Genomic DNA, 17,886 nt, shown 5'->3' with positions numbered 1-17,886 from the left:
TGAGCAGTCGTTGAATTGTGGTAAAGTACAACGGTGTGATAACGTTGGGTCACATACGGTTCGAGGGCCGGTCGCTGGGGGTTTGTGTGATTGATGTCGCACTCTGGCTTGCTCCACTCGACGGTGACAATCCGTCCGGGGAGGATTTGCGCAACGACCCGGCTTTTCATGAGCTGGAGCGCCTGACAGAACCCGAGATCAAGGTTGTCCACGACGGCAACAACAGAGCCACCTCGCAAAGCACCATCCCGGTCGACTGGCCCGCCGTGCTTGCAAAGGCGGAGGCATTGCGCGCGCATGGCCGGGATCTGCGCCTGCTCGTCATCGTCACACGGGCATTGGCCAATGAACAAGGACTGGCCGGGCTTGCGCAGGGTCTGACCCTCATTGCGCAGACCTTCGGTCAGCATTGGGAAACCATGCATCCGGCATTGCGGCCCAACGCGTCGCCACGCGATGCCGCATTGCGCCGCATCAACGCGCTGCTCGACCTCCAGAATGGTCAGGACGGGTTGCTGGCGAACCTGCGGCGAATGACGTTCTTTGCGCCACGTTCGATCGGGCCAATCAGCGGACGCGATCTGGAACAAGGCGCGCTCGACGACCGTGTCATGCTCCAGGAAGCCGCCTCGGGATTGAATGCAGCAGAAAAGGCCGCACTGGTCAGTGCGCACGGACAATTGTTGAACCGGGTGCGTGCCGGATGCGCGGCACAGATGGATCAAGCCAACGCCGAGATGGTCTCGCTGGTCGCCGACGCCCGGGCAGCGATCGCAGCCCTTGATGCGGTCGAGACCGCCCTCAATGCTCGTCTCGAGGGCGGTGGCGCTCCTGTTCCGGAATTAAAGCGGTTCCTGCAGCGTTTGCTGACGACCCTCGAACGGAATTCGGCAGCCGGTGCCATGGCGAATGGCGCGGCCAAGCCGCCCCCGCCGGCAGAACCGGCAACGCCTGCTCGAAACGGTCATGGAGCCGACACTATGGCAAGTGTGGCAAGCTACGCGGACTCGAGCACGGGGCTTCCGGACCGGATTTCCTCGCGCGACGACGTGGTGAAATGCCTCGACCTCGTCGTCGCCTTCTATGACCGCACCGAACCATCGAGCCCGATTCCGCATTTGGCGCGGCGTGTGCGCCGGATGGTGCATATGGATTTCGTTGAACTGATGGAAGATCTCGCCCCGTCGGGGCTGAAGGAATTCCGGCTCCTTGCCGGTGTTCCCGAAGTCAAGAAGACGGCCCAGAAGGATGAAAGGTAACAGCACATGCCAGCCGAAAGCAAAGCGAAGGTCATCGAACGGAATCGCGCGCCGCGGGTGCAGATCGCCTATGACGTGGAGACTTACGGCAGCCCGACGACGATCGAACTGCCGTTTGTGATGGGCGTGATGGCCGACCTTTCAGGTGCATCGCAAACCAAGGAGGCGTCAAAGTCGGTGCTTGACCGCTCCTTTGTCGAGACCGACGCGAACCGCTTCCCCAAATTCATGGAGGCGCTCGGGCCCCGCGTCAAAGCCCGGGTGAAGAACACGCTGCCGCAGGCCGAAGGCCAGGAGCGCGATGAGGAACTGGCGCTCGATCTTACCTTCTCGAAAATGGGCGATTTCGCTCCGGACAAGATCGCCGAGCAGGTGCCGCAACTGGCCGAGATCCTCAAGATGCGGCGCCAGCTCGAGGAGTTGCTCGGCTTCATGGATGGCCGCGTCGACGCCGAAAAACGCATTGCGCAGCTTCTGAACAACGAGCCGCTGCTTGGCAGGATCGCCAGCCAGGCACTGGCCGACGACGACAAGGCAGGGGAGTGAATCATGGCCGAACAGCAAAAGACTGCCGCCGTCACCGCCGAGGCCGAAGCCATCGACCTCGGAGAATTCAGCGGGCTCCTCGAGAAGGATTTCAAGGTCAAGAAGGACGATAGTGAGAAGCTGCAGCAACTCGTCCGCAATCTCGCGCTCGCGGCACAGTCGCGTTCCGACACCACGACCATCTCGTCCAATGCGATCAAGTCGATCAAGTCGCTGATAGCAGGCATCGACAAGATGTTGACGACACAGGTCAACGAGATCCTGCATGCGCCTGAAGTGCGCGAAATGGAAGGCACATGGCGCGGCCTCTGGTATCTCGTCAACAACACCGAGACGGATCAGAAGCTGAAGATCCGGGTGATGAACATTTCCAAGGAACAGCTGGCCGACACGCTCGAAGACTATGAAGGTCAGATGTGGGACCAGAGCCCGATCTTCAAGAAAGTTTATACGGACGAGTATTCGATGCTGGGCGGCGAGCCGATCGGTTGTGTGCTTGGCGCCTACGAATTCTCCAATCACCCGCGCGACGTCGGTCTGTTGCGCAATATCTCGGGCATCTGCGCCTCGGCGCACACGCCGTTCATCGCAGCCGCCTCGCCGCGGCTGTTCCGCATGGACAGCTGGCAGGAATTGCCCAACCCGCAAGACCTGCAGCAGATCGTCTCCAACCCCGCTTACGCCTCGTGGCAATCGCTACGCGAAAGCGAGGACGCTCGCTACATCGGTCTGACCATGCCTCGCGTCCTGGCCCGGCTGCCCTATGGCACCGATACCGTTCCGGTGAAGGGCTTCACCTTCGAGGAAGAGGTGCAGGGTGATCACAACAAATATGTCTGGATGAACGCCGCCTTCCCGATGGGCGTGAACATTAACCGCAGCCACAAGCTCTATGGCTGGGGCACGCAGATCCGCGGCGTCGAGAATGGCGGCACGGTCCTCAACCTGCCGGTGCACAGCTTCCCGACCGATGATGGGTCGATAGCCATGAAATGCCCGACGGAAGTCGCCATCGACGACCGACGCGAGGCGGAACTGGCCAAGCTCGGCCTGATGCCGATACTGCATCGAAAGAATACCGATCTCGCTGCATTCATCGGCGCACACTCACTGCAGGACGACGAGACACGGGCGGGACGGCTGGTTGACCCCGACGCGCAGTCCAATGAGAGGCTGAGCGCCAACCTGCCCTATCTCTTCCCGGTCTCGCGCTTTGCGCACTACCTCAAGGCCATTGCACGCGACAAGGTCGGCTCGTTCAAGGAGCGCTCCGACATGCAGATCTGGCTGACCGAATGGATCAACCGCTACGTGCTGGCCAACCCTGCCTTTGCCGACGACAAGGCGCGCGCCAAACGCCCGCTTGCCGCGGCCGAAGTCCAGGTGGACAGCGTGGAAGGACGGCCGGGCTACTACAATGCCCGCTTCTATCTACGCCCGCATTACCAGTTGGAAGGCATCAATGCCTCGCTCCGGCTGGTGTCGGAACTCCCTTCCGTGAAGACTTGATTTGCAGCAACAACATCTTGGTTTTTTGAAAGCGGTGGAGAAAGACAATGCCCACGAGCATGAAGATTGATGGCTTTCTAAAAGTTCCGGATATCAAGGGCCCGAGCGTTCGAGACGGCCACTCGGACGAAATTGAAGTCCATGGCGTCGATTACAAGATAGTCGCCCCTTACGATCCGAATTCGCTCTCGCGCCGGGGTCGTGTCTCCTTGGGCATGATCAAGTTCACAAAGCACTATGACAAATCCTCGCCCTACCTGAAAAAGGCGTTGTTCGAGAACAAAGCCCTGGACGAAGTGGTGTTCTCGGCACGCCGAACCATCGATGGCGAGACCAAGGATTACCTGGTCGTCACCCTGACCGATGCCTCGATCATGGAATACGACATGTCGCAGGCCGAGGATGAGGAAGACCTGATCGAGGAGGAAGTCAGCTTCGCCTACAAGAAGATCAAGTTCGTCTATGACGGCAATGACGAAATTGAAATGGATGTCTATGTCGGCAAGTGAGGGCCGGCGGCCCGACGCGGACAAGCTGCAGGGTACCGGCAGTTCGCGAGCAAAACGCGAAGCGGTCCAGCCCTCTCTCTGGGACCGCCTCGTCAATGACCTGCCGGGCATGACCTCCGAGATAGACGGGCTGCATCGGGCCTTGCAGGACGAGCTCGGCCTGGACCGGCTGGAGACCTTGGTCACAGGCAACGCTCGGCTCGTCGATGCCGATGCGGAGCTGACAGCCGATCAGAAGCGGCGTCTGCACCGCTTGGCCTTTCAGACCCAGCACCGCGCGGAGATAGAAAGCCGCGGGGTGGTCGTGTCGGCCCGTGTGCTCAGGGAGGCCGTGCGTCGCGATATCGAGGCCCTGTTCAACACCGAGCGCTTCGAGGCTGTCCCGCTTCTTTCCGATCTTGAAAGCGAGCAGGCAGGCGACAACCCACCGTCGCTCGCCGACTTTCCGGAGGTGCGCCGAAGCGTGGTCAACTATGGCGTGCCCTCCTTCTCTGGTCGTTCGTCCCGCGACTTTGATCGCGAAGCCCTGGCGCGGGAAATCCGCTCGGTGCTTGCAACGTTCGAACCGCGTCTGAAGGAAAGCGCGACGAATGTCACGGTGACGCTTGGCGACAAAAGCGTGGGCCTGAAGATCGAGATTGACGCGGTTCTGATCATGACGCCGACGCCGGAACGAATGCGCCTGCGCACCACGATCAATCTCGATAACGGCCTGGCGCGGACCGAATTCAGGGAGGCCTGAGATGGATCGGGTCTTCGTAGAATATTACGAGGAGGAACTGACCCATATCCGTGCGCTCGCGGCGGAATTTGCCGACATGCACCCGGCGGTCGCCCGCAACCTGTCGCTCGACACGGTTCCGTGCCCGGATCCATATGTCGAACGGTTGCTTGACGGCGTCGCCTTTCTCGCCGCGCGCACACGACTGAAGGTCGATGCGGAACGCTCGCGGTTCTCGCGAAGCGTGCTCGACGTCCTCTATCCCGATCTGGTCACGCCTGCGCCGGCAACCGCGATCGTGGTGTTGAAACCTGGTCAACAGGTCCAGACGATGGTCACCGGCCATGTCGTCAAGCGCGACACCCGGCTGGTCTCGGGCCTGCAGCCTGGCCTTTCGACGCGCTGCACGTTCAGCACCGCCCAGGACATCACGCTGTGGCCGATAGCGATCACCTCGGTAAGCTATTTCCAGGATCGCAGCGCGCTGGCGGCGGCGGGCATAGCGCCGATCGGCGGTGCGGGCGGCGAGGCGGCGCTGCGAATCGTGCTGGCCCGAACCGGAAAAGGCAGGCTCGACGAACTGGCGCTCGACCGGCTTGATCTCTACTTTGCCGGACGCACCAAAGCGCCGCTGCTTTTCGACGCCATCTTCGGCGCTTGCTCAGCCGTCGGCGCACGTGCGGAAGGCAAGACCAACCCCCTGTCGCCCCTGCCGGAACCCGAAATGATCGGCATCAGCGACGACGAGGCCCTGATGCCCCGTACCCGTCCGACATTCGAGGGGTACCGTCTGCTACGCGAATATTTCATGATGCCCGAGCGCTTTCACTATGCGCGGGTATGCGGGCTGCAGCCCGTCGTGCGCCGCTGCGCGGCAGGGCTGGAGATCGTCTTCATGTTCAGGCGTCCAGTGCCTGAGCTTGCCAACCTGACACCGGCTGATTTCGAGCTTTTCGCAACGCCGATCATCAATCTCTTCGAGCGTGAGTGCAACGTCATTGAGCTTGATCCGCGCAAGACGCGCCAGGTGCTGCACGCCGACCGAACGCGGGCGCGCGACTTCGAAATCTACCGGGTCATCCGCGTCGAGGACGCCGACACAGGGGGCAGCGACGCCGAAATTCCGGAGCTCTTCAGTCTCGGACAGAACCGCGGCAGCGGCTGGGTCTATTCCACCGAGCGGCGCCCACGACGCGCCACAGAAGAAGAGCGGCGCGATGGGCTGACCCGCACGTCCTACACGGGGGATGATGTTTTCCTGGCGATTTCACGCCCGGTGGAAAGCCAGGCGAACCGGCCGCTTAAGCGTGTCGACGTCGTGGCGCTTTGCACCAACCGCGATCTGCCGATCCTCGATGACAATCCTACCTTGACGCTGGAAGCCGGCGACCCGGTCGAAACGGTGCGGCTTCTCGGTGCGCTGCGTCCGCCTCGCCCGGCTATCCCCGCGGCGCTGCCGGCGGGCGCGGCGGGCGAATCCCGCGCCGACAATCTCGCCTGGCGGCTCGTGGCACAGCTGGCGCTCAATTTTCTCAGCCTCGCCAAGGAAGGTCGCGGCGTCGATCCGCTGCATGCGCTGCTTGATCTTTATGCCGACCGGGGCGATCCGAGCCTCGCCCGCAACGTGCATTCGATCGTCCGCATCGACTCACGGTCGGTCATCGAACGGCTGCAGATCGACGGGCCAATGTGCTTCGGACGCGGCACGGAAGTGACATTGCATGTGGACCAGTCAGTCCTGGCAGGCCAAAGCACCTTGCTGCTTTCGGCCTTGCTCGCACGGCTGTTTGCCCGTCATGCCGGGATAAATGGCTTCGTGCGTACCCGTACGCGGCTGCTGCAGAAGCAGGAGGATGTGCCATGGCCGATGACGCCCGGCAATCGCTACCTGATCTAGACATGACCGACCCGAACCGGGCCGAGGGGTTTTCCGAGACGTTCGACTTTTTCGAACTGTTGCGCAGGCTCGAACGGCGGGGCGGGCTGTTCGGCTATTCCGGCTCGCCGGAGCGCGAGCCGGCAAGGCTCGGGCAGCATGTGCGTCTCAGCTTTTCGGCCAGGGACGTGGTTGAATTCCGCGATGCGAACGACAAGGCTCCGGCCCGGGTCACGATCGCAAATCTCGGCCTGATGGGACCCGAAGGCCCCATGCCCCTTCATTTGACGCGCTGGGTGCTCGATCGTCTGTCGCAGCGCTGGTTTACCGGCGCCGACGCGCAGCAGACCAGCGACACGACATTCGTGGACTTCGTCAACATTCTGCAGCACCGCATGATCGCCCTTTATTATCGGGCATGGGCGGATGCGCATCCGGCCGTACAGGTTGAACGCGCCGTCGGTGGGCGCGTTCGCGCCATGCTAGAAGCCATGGCTGGGATTGGTCTTCCAGGCACGCAGAATCCCGATCTCGATACGGTAAAACTTCGCCAGGCGGCTTCGCTCGCCAGCCAGGTCGATGGCCCGGAACGGCTGACGCTGTTCCTGGCGGAAGCATTCAAGGTACCGGTTGAGATCAAAGAGTTCATTGCCGCCTGGATAACGATACCAACCGGGCTCCAGACCCGCCTTGCAAAAGCCTATGCAGCGCTCGGCCGGGGGGCGACGATCGGCCCTCGGGTTTTCAACCGTCAAAGCAGGATCGAACTGCGGGTCGGCCCTCTGGATTATGAGGCCTTCAAGGCGTTCCTGCCTGGCGGCCAGCGGCTTAAACTGTTCAAGCAAGCCGTTCACGACATGGTCGGGGAATCGCTCGACGTCGACCTGCGCATCGTGCTTGCGCGTGAAGCCGTGCCGCCGCCCCGCATCGGAGCGGTGCGGCTCGGCCGGACCGCCTGGCTTGCGCGGCCCGCTGAAAGGGGCGATGCTGACGACATGCGGCTGCGGACAATCGTCGGATGGCGGCCGGAGATGGCGGGGGTCGCGGCATGAGTCTGCTGCTGACGCTGGAGCAAGGGCCACGCAACCAGGCGGTGCGGCAGACCCGGCTGGACGAGGGCGAGCTGGTGATCGGCCGCAGCGCCGATGCGGGCTGGCAGATCGACGATCCCGACATGTTCGTTTCGCGGGCCCATTGCAAGATCTCTGGCGGGCGCGACGGATATTTCGTGACCGATACGTCGAGCAGCGGATTGTTCATAAATGACTCCGACAGTCCGCTCGGTCCCGGCAAGTCGACACGCCTTCACAGCGGCATGCGGCTGAGGCTGGGCGACTACGTCATCCATGTCGACCTGCAGATACCGACCGCCCAGGCACAAGCTGCCGGCCATCCGGTTCCGGACCGCCTGCCGCCGGCATCGCGGGCGCCGGTGAGCATCGGCCGCGATGACTTCTTCTCCGCCAAGGTCGAGGAGGCGCCGCGACGGCCACGTCCGGCCGACCTGCCGAACCCGTTCGAGCAGCCGGTCGCGGGCGCGTTCGGGCGTGCCACCTCCGACAAGCGCAGCTCGCCTGCTTTCGATGACCCGTTCAGCCTCGATCCGGTTTCAACACCTGTTTCGAAAGGCGTGGCCCGTCATCTCGAACAGGGCGGCGTGGCGAACCAGGCGGACCCGTTCAGCCTCGACCCGGTGCCGTCCCTCAACCGCGCAGCCGACGTCGTTGCCGGAAAGCCGTCCGATTTCAGCGACGATTTTGGTTTCGGACCAGCCCCGCCACCCAGTTCGGTGAACGGCGCCGGCGCGGCTGGAAAGCGCGAGCGCGTCGCCGAAAGACCGCAATCCGCCAACCCCTGGGATTTGCCCGTGCAGACGGGGGAAGCCGCTCTTTTGCCTCGAGCGAACGCTGCTCCCAGACCAGCCCGGTCGCCGGCAACGCCGCCGCAGGCGGACATGGCGCTTCGTACCGCATTCCTGCACGGCATGGGCATCGAGGAAGCTGACTTCCCCGGCCGCGACACGATCGCCGAGATGGAGAAGTTTGGCCGCGAATATCGGCTGATGATGGAAGGCCTGATGCAGCTTCTGCGCAAGCGAGCGGAGGAAAAGGGAAACGCGCGTGTCGCCCAGACCATGGTCGGAGCTTCCGAAGTCAATCCGCTCAAATTTCTGCCGACGGTCGACGATGCCATCGTCACGCTTATCGCCGAGCGCAGCCCCGGCTTTCTGGCGGGCGAAGCGGCAATCGCCGACGCGGTTCGAGATCTCGCTCAACATCACGTGCGTGCCTGGCGCGGCGTACAGGGCGCCTTGCGGCGGATGATCGACCGTTTTGATCCGGCAGCGATCGAGCAGGAGCTGAAATCGAATTCCGCGATCGGCACCCTGCTTTCGGGCGGGCGCGGCGCCAAGCTGTGGGAGCTTTACCAGAAACGCCATCGTGAAATCGCCGAGAGCGCGGAAAAAAGCTTTCTTGGCGAAATCGGCGCTGATTTTCGGGACGCATATGAGGAGGAGTGAGGCATGATCGATCGACGCGAATTTATCGTTGCCCTGGGCGCAACCGGGCTGCTGGCGGCGTGCCAGAGCGGTCCGCCGAAACCTTCGGTGATCACCGTCAACGTGACCGGCGGGGCCGGCATGAACCCGGGACCAGGCGGCGGCGACCGGCCGGTAACCGTCCTCGTCATGCGGCTGCGCGGCACCGGTAAATTCAATTCCGCCGATTACTTTGCCCTGCAGGGCGATGCCGGCACCGCGCTGGCAGGTGATCTCATCGGATCCGACCAGATCGCCGTCGGGCCGGGAAAGAGCGCGTCCAAGACCATCACCGTCGAGCCGGACGCGACGGCGCTGGGCTTTGTTGCGCTGATCCGCGAGCCCACTGGCAGGAACTGGCGGACAACCAAGTCCGTGTCGCCGGGATCAAAATTCACCATCAATGTCACGCTTGGCAGCGGCGGCATTTCCGCTTAGCGGCCAGGGCAAGGGGAGCTCAATGCAGAGAGTAGCGGCATGAGCGATGCAAACAGGGTGCTGTGGTCCGAGGGCCTTTTCCTGCGGACCCAGCATTTCCAGCAGCAGGATCGCTTCTTCGAGGCGACGGTGCGCGGCGCGTTGCAGGCCGGCCAATTGCACACGTTTGGCTTCCAACAGTTGACGCTGGACCAGGCATTGCTGGAGGCCGGCCAGATCTCGATCCTGTCCGCACGGGGCATCTTCCCGGACGGGACACCTTTCTCCATTCCAGACCTGATGGACGCGCCGCGACCGTTGCCGGTCACTCCAGATACGGGCGCTGGACCGGTGCTGGTCGCCTTGCCGCTGGAGCCTCCCGGCGGTGTCGGCTTCGATCCGGCACACGCCGCCGCTTCGGGCGCGCGCTATCACGGACGGATCGTTTCGGTGCGTGATGCCGTCCAGGGCGGTTCAGACCCCGAAGAAATCGAAATCGCCCGGCCACAGGCGCTGCTGCTTGCACCGGGCAAGTCGGTCGGTGGCTACACCGCCTTGCCGATCGCCGACCTCAAGGGGGTTCGAGCCGATGGTGGTGTCTCTCTGGACGAGGCGTTCCTGCCGCCGGCGCTGGTGACCGGCGCCGTGGGCTGGTACCGGCAATTACTGCTGGAAGTGGTCACGGGCCTGGATCAGATCGCCGAAGCACATGGCAAGATGGTCATGGGCGGGCCAGGACGCAGCGTCGAAGACCTGTTGATGCTCAATCTCGCCAATGCGGCGCGTCCGCGGCTGGCCCACATGCTGGCTCAGGACGTCTTCCATCCGGCCGAGCTTTACCTTGAACTTGCCGGGCTCGCCGGTTCGATGGCGACCTACGGATCGAGTGCCCGGCGGCTGGGCGAGTTGCCGGCCTACGATCACATGGCGCCCGGCCCTGCGTATTCGGCGCTGGCGGATGCCCTGCGCTCACTGATCCTCAGCCTGCGCTACATCGAGCCCAAGTCGCGTGCGCTGCCTGTCATGCGGCATTCGACCAATGTCTGGAAAATCCGCATCGACAACCCGAAGCTGCTGGTGGCCAGCCGGATCGTCATCCGGGTCGGTTCGGAGCTGTCGGAGGACGCGCTGCGCAAGATCTTCGTCAATCAGGCGACTGTCGGCTCGGCCGACCAGTTCGAGGGCCTGTGGAAATCGCGTCTGCCCGGCATTCCGCTGAAACCGCTTCATTCCCAGCCGCGCGAGATCCCCTACGATGGCGATCGGCTATGCCTCGAACTGGACCAGAAAAGCGAGCATTGGGCGTCGCTGCTCGATGCCCCCGGCTTCGTCATCGGCGTTTCGGGCGTGTTGCCCAGTGAGCCGCAGGTGGACTGCTATTCGGTGAACAGGTGAGATGATGAGCCGCGATGATCCTTTCGGACTGTCGGAGGATCGCGAACGCACCCGCATACGGCTAACCGGCGCGCCGATGCCGCGGCCGATGGCGCCGCTGTTGTCGGGTGCGGCAGTAAAGCGGTCTCGCACCCATCCGAACGCGCTTGTCAACGCATTCGCGCCCTTGTTGGAATTCGCGCCCGAGCTTGAAAGCGCGTTGCCGCCGGAGAATCCGGAAGCTTTGCGCACCCGTCTGCTCGAAGAACTGGTTCGGGCACGCGACACGGCAATGGCGACGGGGTCCTCGCTGGAGCGGGCCGACCAGGCAGCATGGGTCGTGGCGGCATTGCTCGACGATCTCGCCCTGAACACGCCATGGGGCGGGGCCAGCGCCTGGCCGCGGCAGCCGCTTGTGGTGATGCTGCGCGGCGATGTCGATGCCGGCACGCAGTTCTTCACGCGTCTCGACGAACTGGAGCGCCATCCCAACCGCGACCGCGAATTGCTGGAACTGCAGTATGACTGCATGGCGCTCGGCTTCCGCGGCAAATATCGCGTGCCCGGCCGGTCAGGCGACCGCTCGCTCAACGCCGTTCGCGTGGCGGCGGCTCGCTTCCTGCGCGATGCCGATGCCGAAGGCGCGCCGCTGTCGCCAAACTGGAAAGGTGTGATCGCGTCCGACGAGCCGCAGCGCTTCATCGTTCCAATCTGGGTCATGGCGCTTGGTGCGGCGGTTATTGCCACGGCAATCCATGTCGGGCTCTCGATGGGACTGAGCAGCCAGGCGGTCGAGCTTTCCGCGCTTGTGCGCGCATTGCCGCCGCCTGAACGCGGCGACATCAGCCGTACGTCGCCCAAGGTCGAGGCCCCGCCGCCGGAGAAAGTGGATTTTGCGCTGTTGCCGGAATTCCAGGCAGGCGCACCGGCCGACCTGAGGTCAGCCCTCAGCGGCACCGAAAGCGTTTCGCTGGCCAAGCTGATCATCCAGGCTTCCAACCCCGAACTGTTCCAATCGTCGCGGCCACAACTGACCGAAGGCTTCGAGCCCCTGATCGGTTCGATCGCCAAGGTGATCCTCGCCAATCAGGAGCTGATCGGAAACATCACGGTGATCGGTCACACGGACAGCGTTCCTCTGCAAAAGACCAATCCGCTGTCGACCAACCAGCGACTGTCGGAGGCTCGCGCCCAGACGATTGCCGACATGCTGATCCAGAACGGCGTGCCGCAGGACCGTATTCATGCCGAGGGCCGTGCGGCCACCGATCCAGTGGCCAGCGACAGCACGCGCGAGGGGCGAGCCTTGAACCGCCGCGTCGAGGTGCTCGTCGAAAAGAGGCTGTGAGATGTTCATCCTGCGCTTCCTCTGGGCAGTTCTGACATCACGCTGGCTGTGGACGCTGATCGGCATCACGCTGCTTTCCCTGGTTATCTGGGTGTTCGGTCCGATCGTCAGGGTCGGTCCCTACGAACCGTTCGCCTCTGAAAATGTGCGCATCGTCATCATCGCGCTGCTGGTCATTTTCTGGCTGATCTGGCTGATCGTCGCCCAACGCCGGGCGATCCGCGCCAACCGCATGTTCGTCGCCGAGATCGCAGCACCTGTGGCGGAAAAGCCGCTCAGCCCCGGCGAAGAAAACGTCGCGGCCGTGGGTGCCAAGTTCGCCGAGGTGATGGCCGAACTGAAACGCCGCAAGCTGGGTGGACGCAAGTTCCTGCGCGAGATGCCGTGGTATGTGATCGTCGGGCCACCGGCCACCGGCAAGACCACGGCCCTGCGGCAGTCCGGACTGAATTTTCCGATCGACCTCACGGACGACCTGCAGGGGGTCGGCGGCACCCGCAACTGCGACTGGTTCTTTTCCGAGAACGCGGTTCTGATCGACACCGCCGGCCGCTATGTCCAGCAGGAGAGCCAGCCTGACGTGGACGCGGCGGAATGGCTGGGCTTTCTCGACCTTCTGAAGAAGCATCGCGGCCGCCGGGCGCTTAACGGCGTGATCGTCGCGCTTTCGATCGACGTGCTTTCGGAGGGCGACGAAGCGATCAAGGCACACGGCCGCAAGATCCGACGCCGGCTGGCCGAACTCAACGACCGGCTCGAAATCCGCCTTCCGGTCTATCTGATGCTGACCAAGGCCGATCTGATCAAGGGCTTCGAGGCTTTCTTCGGCGGTCTGTCCACCGCCGCGCGCGAGCAGGTATGGGGAACGACTTTCGCGCTGGACGCACGTGTGGATGCCAAGGCTATCGAACGTGAGATTTCGACGCTGGCAACGGAACTCGAGCGGCGGCTGGTGCCGCGCCTGGAGGATGAGGACAAACTCGCCGCCCGTGCCGAGATCTTCAGATTTCCTGCCCAGTTGTCCAGCCTGTCCGAACCGATCCAGGTGCTGGTCGAGGCGATGTTCGGCGAAAGCCGGTATGAGGAGGCCGCCTGGCTGCGTGGCCTCTATCTGACGTCGGCGACGCAGGAAGGAGCACCCATCGACCGGCTGACCGCGGCGCTGTCTTCGTCCTTCGGCCTTCCGCCACGGCGGGTCCTGCCCGCACCAAGGGTCGAGAAACGCAGCTTCTTCCTGAAGAACCTGCTCACCGATGTCATCTTCAAGGAAGCCGGTCTCGGAACGTTCGATCCGCTGGCGCAACGCCGCCGCGCCTGGATCTGGCGGGGCGCGGCGGCGGCATGTGGCGTAGCGGCATTGCTGGCCGGCGGGCTGTTCACCTGGTCCTATTTTGACAATCGCAACGCGATCACGGCGCAGGCGAGCCAGTTTGAGGCCCTGCAAACGCCGCTGACCTCTGCCGCCGCAACTCCGGCATCGGTGGAGCAGCCTGCCATCGACAGCGCGCTCGAGGCGATGGACGCGGTCGCCAATGCACGGACAGCGCCGCCGGGAGCCGCCCAGGATCTGCTGGGGCCATCGGCCTCGGCGGAACTGGTGCGGGCACAGGCCGACACCTACGACCACGCGCTGCGCAACGTCCTCGAGCCGCGGATGATCGCACTGCTCGAGGCGACCATGTGGCGGCAGATCCGCGATCCGGATTTCATGCTCGGCGCGCTGAAGACCTATCGCATGATGACGGGTCTGTCGCAGATGGACCCCGATTTCGCCCAGAACTGGTGGGTGAACAACTTGCCCGAATTCGCCGCCGCGGCACCATTTCCGACCGCCGATGCCGAGGAACATCAGCTTGCCGCCATCCGCCGGATGACGGTCGACGAAAGCTATGTCGCGCCGGACCAGGCCCTGGTTGCCGAAGCGCTGAAAACGGTGTGCACGATCTCGTTGCCGGCCCGTGCCTACAAACAGTTGCTGGCCGATCCGGCGGTGGCCGGGCTCAAGGAGTGGATCCCGGCCAATTTCGCCGGCCCCAATGGCGGCAAGGTGTTTGCGCGGCGTTCCGACAAGACACTTCGCGTCGGCATTGCCGGGGCATTCACCTATTCCGGCTTCCACGACGCCATCCTCGACGGCATCGACGATGTCGCCGCCCAGGCGGCACTCGACCGTGCGGTTTTCGCCGGCGGCTGCTCGGAGAATTCCGAAACGTCGGTCTCGGCGCTGTCCGAGGATATTCTGAAGCTCTACTATGACGACTATATCGCACAATGGGACAGCTTCCTGCGGGACATGAGGCTCGCGCCACTGACCGATCTCAATGTCGCCAGCGAGAACCTGAAGGATCTCTCGAGTGCTGATTCAGCACTGAAGCGGCTGCTGACAGCGATCGTCCAGGAGACCGAACTGACGCGCTCCGACGAGGCGCCCGCCGACGACAAGGCGGCGGCGAAGGGCGCTTCCAAACTGCTCGGCAAGCTGGGCAAGCTCGGCAAGCTGGCGACAAGCGGTGCGAAGCTGCTTCCCCGCGCCGGATCAGCCAGCGAGGTGGACATGACCGGCAATCTGGTGGCCGAACATTTCAAGCCGCTCAAGAGCACGATTGCTGAGGTCGACGGCCAGCCGCCGGCACTGGATGCCGCAATTGTCGCGCTGACCGCGCTTTCGAACGTACTGCAGACTGTCACCGCGAACCCCAATCCGCAGGATGCCATCAAGAAGCAGGGTGGCCTTGCAGAACTGACGGGCGCGGTGGGCAGGCAGGCACAGATCCTGCCCGACCCTATCAACAGCTGGCTGGGCGGGATTGCCGGTGACACCAGCAATTTGACCCAGAAGGCGGTCGCTTCAGAACTCAATGCCATCTGGCGGGCTGACATTCTGCCTTTCTGCCAGGCGGCGCTGAACGACCGCTATCCGTTCAGCGCCGACAGCGCGGTCGACGTCAATGTGCGTGATTTCGCCAGGCTGTTCGGACCGGCTGGGCTGATCGACGGTTTCATCAACGACCACCTGATCAACTATGTCGACACGACCAGCCAGCCATGGAAATGGCGCGCCGATTTCGGCCTCGATCCTTCGGCGCTGGCGGCGTTCGAGCAGGCCAGGCATATCCGCGACGATCTCTTTCCCGGGGGTACCGGACCGGTGATGAGCTTTACGCTCGAACCGAAGGACCTGTCTCCGAACGTCACGCGCGTGACGCTCAATCTCGACGGCCAGACCCTTGCCTACTACAACAATGCGACGCGGCCGCAACCGATGACGTGGCCCGGCAAGGATGGCACCGGCGTGATTTCGCTCGCCTTCCAGCCGATCGACGGGTCGCCCGAAATCCTGCTCAACGAGACCGGCAGCTGGGCATGGCTGAGGATGCTGCGCAGCGGCCGCTTCGCCGGCACGTCGCTGTCCGATGTCTACAGCCTGCGCCTGGGAACGAAAGGCATGTACGCCGATTTCGAACTCAAGGCCGCCAGCGTCGAGAACCCCTACAATCTGGAAATGTTCAAGAAGTTCACATGTCCGCCGCAGATATGAGCATCGGTTTCTTCGGCAAGATCCCGGCAACCGGAGACTTCGTCGCCTGGAACCTGCCGCGCACCTTCATCGACCGCTGGGACCGATGGATGTCGATGGAATTGCTGGCACGGCCCGATGAGCACGAGGACCTCGATGACCGCGTCTGGCGCTTCGTCGTCCAGGGCGCGATTTTTGCTGAACAACCTTGCGCCGGTGCTTGGCGCATGAGCCAGGACCGTATCGGCCGCCGCTATCCGTTCGCTGTTGTGAGCATTGGCGCGATGCCAGAGGCAGCGGATCCCTGGTTTGAGGGCATGGCGAACATCGCCAAACTGACTGTGAAGGAGCTTTGGGACCAGCAATACATCGCGGCGCGCCTGCGGGCGCTGGAACCGCCAAGACAGTTCTCCGCACTGAATCGCATCGTTTTCTGGACGGATGACTGGGAGGTGCGTGAACTCGCCTTCGCTGACATTCATGACCTCGCCGACAACGCGCTGCCGGCAATGCGCGCGGCGCGTGCCGTGCCGCAGGAGTCCTGACCATGGGGCTGAGCGTCTATGCCGAGAAGATGGGCTTTTTCCATAAGGGCAGCAACGGCCAGGGCATTGCGCCCGGCGATGTCTGTCTGTCGCCGCCATCCCCGCCCGCGGGTCCGGTTCCGGTACCCTACGTCAATATGCTGTCATCATCCGACCTGACCAAGGGCACCAAGAGCGTCAAGATCGATGGCGAGCCGACAGCTATCGAGAATGCGTCGGAAATCTCGACCAGCACCGGCAACGAGCCCGCCACCCAAGGCCTCGGCGCGGGCGTCATAACCCATAAGATCAAGGGGAAGGGCGTCTTCAAGCTGTGGTCGTTCACGGTAAAGGCGGAAGGCAAGGGCGTCGACCGTCATGGCGACACGATGGACCAGAACACCGCCAGCGACCCGCCGCCCAATTGCGTCAACCCGGCCGCGTTCAACAAGTTTCTGGCGACGTTGACCACCGATCAGAAGACGACGAAATGCGCGGTCAAATATGATCGGGTCGCGCACCGTCCAAAACGCACTGATGACCAGTCGGCCAAGGTCAACGGCAAGGCCTGTTGGCAATGCAAGAAGACCCGACGGGGTCGCTACTCAAAACTGGTTCCAACGCCTCCCAACGACGAGATGAAGCAGGAGATGGTCCATGATCATCAACCGCCGCTCTGCGTTGCGTGGGAGATGGGTGGGTGTAACATGAAGAATTCGCCCGACGCCTTCCTGGCTCATTTCTCGACGCCGGAATCGGTCAAACCCCATTGTGGTCGATGCTCGACATCGCAAGGCTCTCCAGCCGCGAAATATGCCAAGAACTTTATCGACGATATGCCCGTGGCAATTGGGTGACGAGCAATGCGCGGTATAGAAGAAATCAGAGACAGCTACATCAGCGAACTGATCACCATCCAGCCCGAGTTGGAGGATTGGTGGGATGACATGATCGCCGACGAAGGGCAGGCTGTCTGGAAGCGCTGGCCGACCGGGATCGCGGGGCACCCACGGGTGCTTGCGATCTTCCGCAAGCATTACCTTGAGATTGTGGCCTGGAACAATGCGCAACGCCCTGAGGGCGATGAGCCAGAAGAGAAGTGGGGCGTCGATAGCGGTGGCCGAAGCCAGGGTTTCGAGTGGCCGGTCGAAGTCCTCATCATCAACGTCCGGCATTTTGCCCCGGAACTCCAGCCCCTCATCGATGGCCTGTGCTTTGTGCCGATGGCCATGAATCCCGAAGACGAGGTTGAATAGTGGCCCTGATCACACGCTATAGTTCAGATCTCGGTATCAGGCGCTTACTCGCGCAGCCCCGTGATGTCGCCCCGCCGCACGATATCCGTGTCGCTCGCAAGCACGACGAGGCCAGCCCGATGCACAGGACCTTGTTCGCCGAGTATGTGGCGGAGCTGACGGATGCCTACGACATCGCGGCCGAATGGTGGGCAGACATCATTTCCACCGAAGAGGAGCTCCAGGGCAGCCGCGAGAAGGCCCTTGAGAAAGCCTTCGATGACCGTGTCGCGGGTGCCGCAGCCAGTCCGCAGGTGGTCTGGGTGATACGCCGCTACTGGCTGAAATGCGTCACGGTCAATGTCAGCGCGGGTGAAGAAACTGGCGTCGCGGCCGAAATCTTCCTGCTTCAATGGCTGATCGACGCCGGCGAGGAGGAGTTGGTCAAGCTCGTCGCCTGCATGCCGTATTGGCCTATCGGCCAGAACGAAAAAGGCAATTGGTGCTGATCC

16 protein-coding genes are annotated in these 17,886 nt (G+C 63.0%); all 16 read left to right on the top strand.

Annotated elements, in window-relative coordinates:
* Nucleotides 1–86: 86 nt before the first annotated feature.
* From tssA to JT360_RS16190, 16 genes are read left to right on the top strand one after another with little or no spacing between them, the layout of a single operon-like run.
* Entirely contained in the window at nucleotides 87–1,259 is a 1,173-nt protein-coding gene (tssA, locus tag JT360_RS16265) for a type VI secretion system protein TssA (protein ID WP_214472665.1), read from the top strand.
* Between the two features lie 6 nt (nucleotides 1,260–1,265).
* Nucleotides 1,266–1,805 carry a type VI secretion system contractile sheath small subunit gene (gene tssB, locus JT360_RS16260; protein WP_214472664.1) on the top strand — a complete coding sequence of 180 codons (540 nt, stop codon included), beginning with the start codon at nucleotides 1,266–1,268 and terminating at the stop codon, nucleotides 1,803–1,805.
* A 3-nt stretch (nucleotides 1,806–1,808) separates the two neighbouring features.
* Nucleotides 1,809–3,314: a type VI secretion system contractile sheath large subunit gene (gene tssC, locus JT360_RS16255; protein WP_214472663.1), complete on the top strand. Its 1,506-nt coding sequence runs from the start codon at nucleotides 1,809–1,811 to the stop codon at nucleotides 3,312–3,314.
* Nucleotides 3,315–3,361: 47 nt separating this feature from the next.
* Nucleotides 3,362–3,823, top strand: a complete 462-nt coding sequence (locus JT360_RS16250; protein WP_250888842.1) for an Hcp family type VI secretion system effector — start codon at nucleotides 3,362–3,364, stop codon at nucleotides 3,821–3,823.
* A complete protein-coding gene (gene tssE / locus JT360_RS16245; RefSeq protein ID WP_214472721.1) occupies nucleotides 3,810–4,565 on the top strand; it encodes a type VI secretion system baseplate subunit TssE in 756 nt (251 codons plus the stop codon). The genes JT360_RS16250 and tssE overlap by 14 nt, the downstream gene beginning before the upstream one ends.
* Before the next feature lies 1 nt (nucleotide 4,566).
* A complete protein-coding gene (gene tssF, locus JT360_RS16240) occupies nucleotides 4,567–6,441 on the top strand; it encodes a type VI secretion system baseplate subunit TssF (protein ID WP_214472662.1) in 1,875 nt (624 codons plus the stop codon).
* Nucleotides 6,405–7,472, top strand: coding sequence for a type VI secretion system baseplate subunit TssG (tssG, locus tag JT360_RS16235; protein WP_214472661.1), 1,068 nt, complete (start codon nucleotides 6,405–6,407; stop codon nucleotides 7,470–7,472). The genes tssF and tssG overlap by 37 nt, the downstream gene beginning before the upstream one ends.
* Nucleotides 7,469–8,941 carry a type VI secretion system-associated FHA domain protein TagH gene (gene tagH / locus JT360_RS16230; protein ID WP_214472660.1) on the top strand — a complete coding sequence of 491 codons (1,473 nt, stop codon included), beginning with the start codon at nucleotides 7,469–7,471 and terminating at the stop codon, nucleotides 8,939–8,941. The genes tssG and tagH overlap by 4 nt, the downstream gene beginning before the upstream one ends.
* 3 nt (nucleotides 8,942–8,944) lie before the next feature.
* On the top strand, nucleotides 8,945–9,397 hold the full coding sequence (gene tssJ, locus JT360_RS16225) for a type VI secretion system lipoprotein TssJ (RefSeq protein ID WP_214472659.1): 453 nt from the start codon (nucleotides 8,945–8,947) through the stop codon (nucleotides 9,395–9,397).
* A gap of 39 nt (nucleotides 9,398–9,436) precedes the next feature.
* Entirely contained in the window at nucleotides 9,437–10,771 is a 1,335-nt protein-coding gene (tssK, locus tag JT360_RS16220; RefSeq protein WP_214472658.1) for a type VI secretion system baseplate subunit TssK, read from the top strand.
* A 4-nt stretch (nucleotides 10,772–10,775) separates the two neighbouring features.
* Complete coding sequence (gene icmH, locus JT360_RS16215) at nucleotides 10,776–12,098, top strand: type IVB secretion system protein IcmH/DotU (protein WP_214472657.1); 1,323 nt, start codon at nucleotides 10,776–10,778, stop codon at nucleotides 12,096–12,098.
* Between the two features lies 1 nt (nucleotide 12,099).
* Complete coding sequence (tssM, locus tag JT360_RS16210) at nucleotides 12,100–15,636, top strand: type VI secretion system membrane subunit TssM (RefSeq protein ID WP_214472656.1); 3,537 nt, start codon at nucleotides 12,100–12,102, stop codon at nucleotides 15,634–15,636.
* Complete coding sequence (gene tagF, locus JT360_RS16205) at nucleotides 15,618–16,160, top strand: type VI secretion system-associated protein TagF (protein WP_214472655.1); 543 nt, start codon at nucleotides 15,618–15,620, stop codon at nucleotides 16,158–16,160. The genes tssM and tagF overlap by 19 nt, the downstream gene beginning before the upstream one ends.
* Before the next feature lie 2 nt (nucleotides 16,161–16,162).
* On the top strand, nucleotides 16,163–16,996 hold the full coding sequence (locus JT360_RS16200; protein WP_214472654.1) for a DUF4150 domain-containing protein: 834 nt from the start codon (nucleotides 16,163–16,165) through the stop codon (nucleotides 16,994–16,996).
* A gap of 6 nt (nucleotides 16,997–17,002) precedes the next feature.
* A complete protein-coding gene (locus tag JT360_RS16195; RefSeq protein WP_214472653.1) occupies nucleotides 17,003–17,395 on the top strand; it encodes a hypothetical protein in 393 nt (130 codons plus the stop codon).
* The gene (locus JT360_RS16190; RefSeq protein ID WP_214472652.1) at nucleotides 17,395–17,883 is read left to right on the top strand and encodes a hypothetical protein; all 489 of its coding nucleotides are present in this window, start codon (nucleotides 17,395–17,397) and stop codon (nucleotides 17,881–17,883) included. The genes JT360_RS16195 and JT360_RS16190 overlap by 1 nt, the downstream gene beginning before the upstream one ends.
* Nucleotides 17,884–17,886 lie beyond the last annotated feature (3 nt).

It is taken from the genome of Mesorhizobium sp. dw_380, assembly GCF_018588885.1.
In the GTDB taxonomy this organism is placed as follows: Bacteria; Pseudomonadota; Alphaproteobacteria; order Rhizobiales; family Rhizobiaceae; genus Mesorhizobium.
Note: the sequence above shows the minus strand (reverse complement) of the source record. Positions and strands in the feature narration are given on the sequence as shown.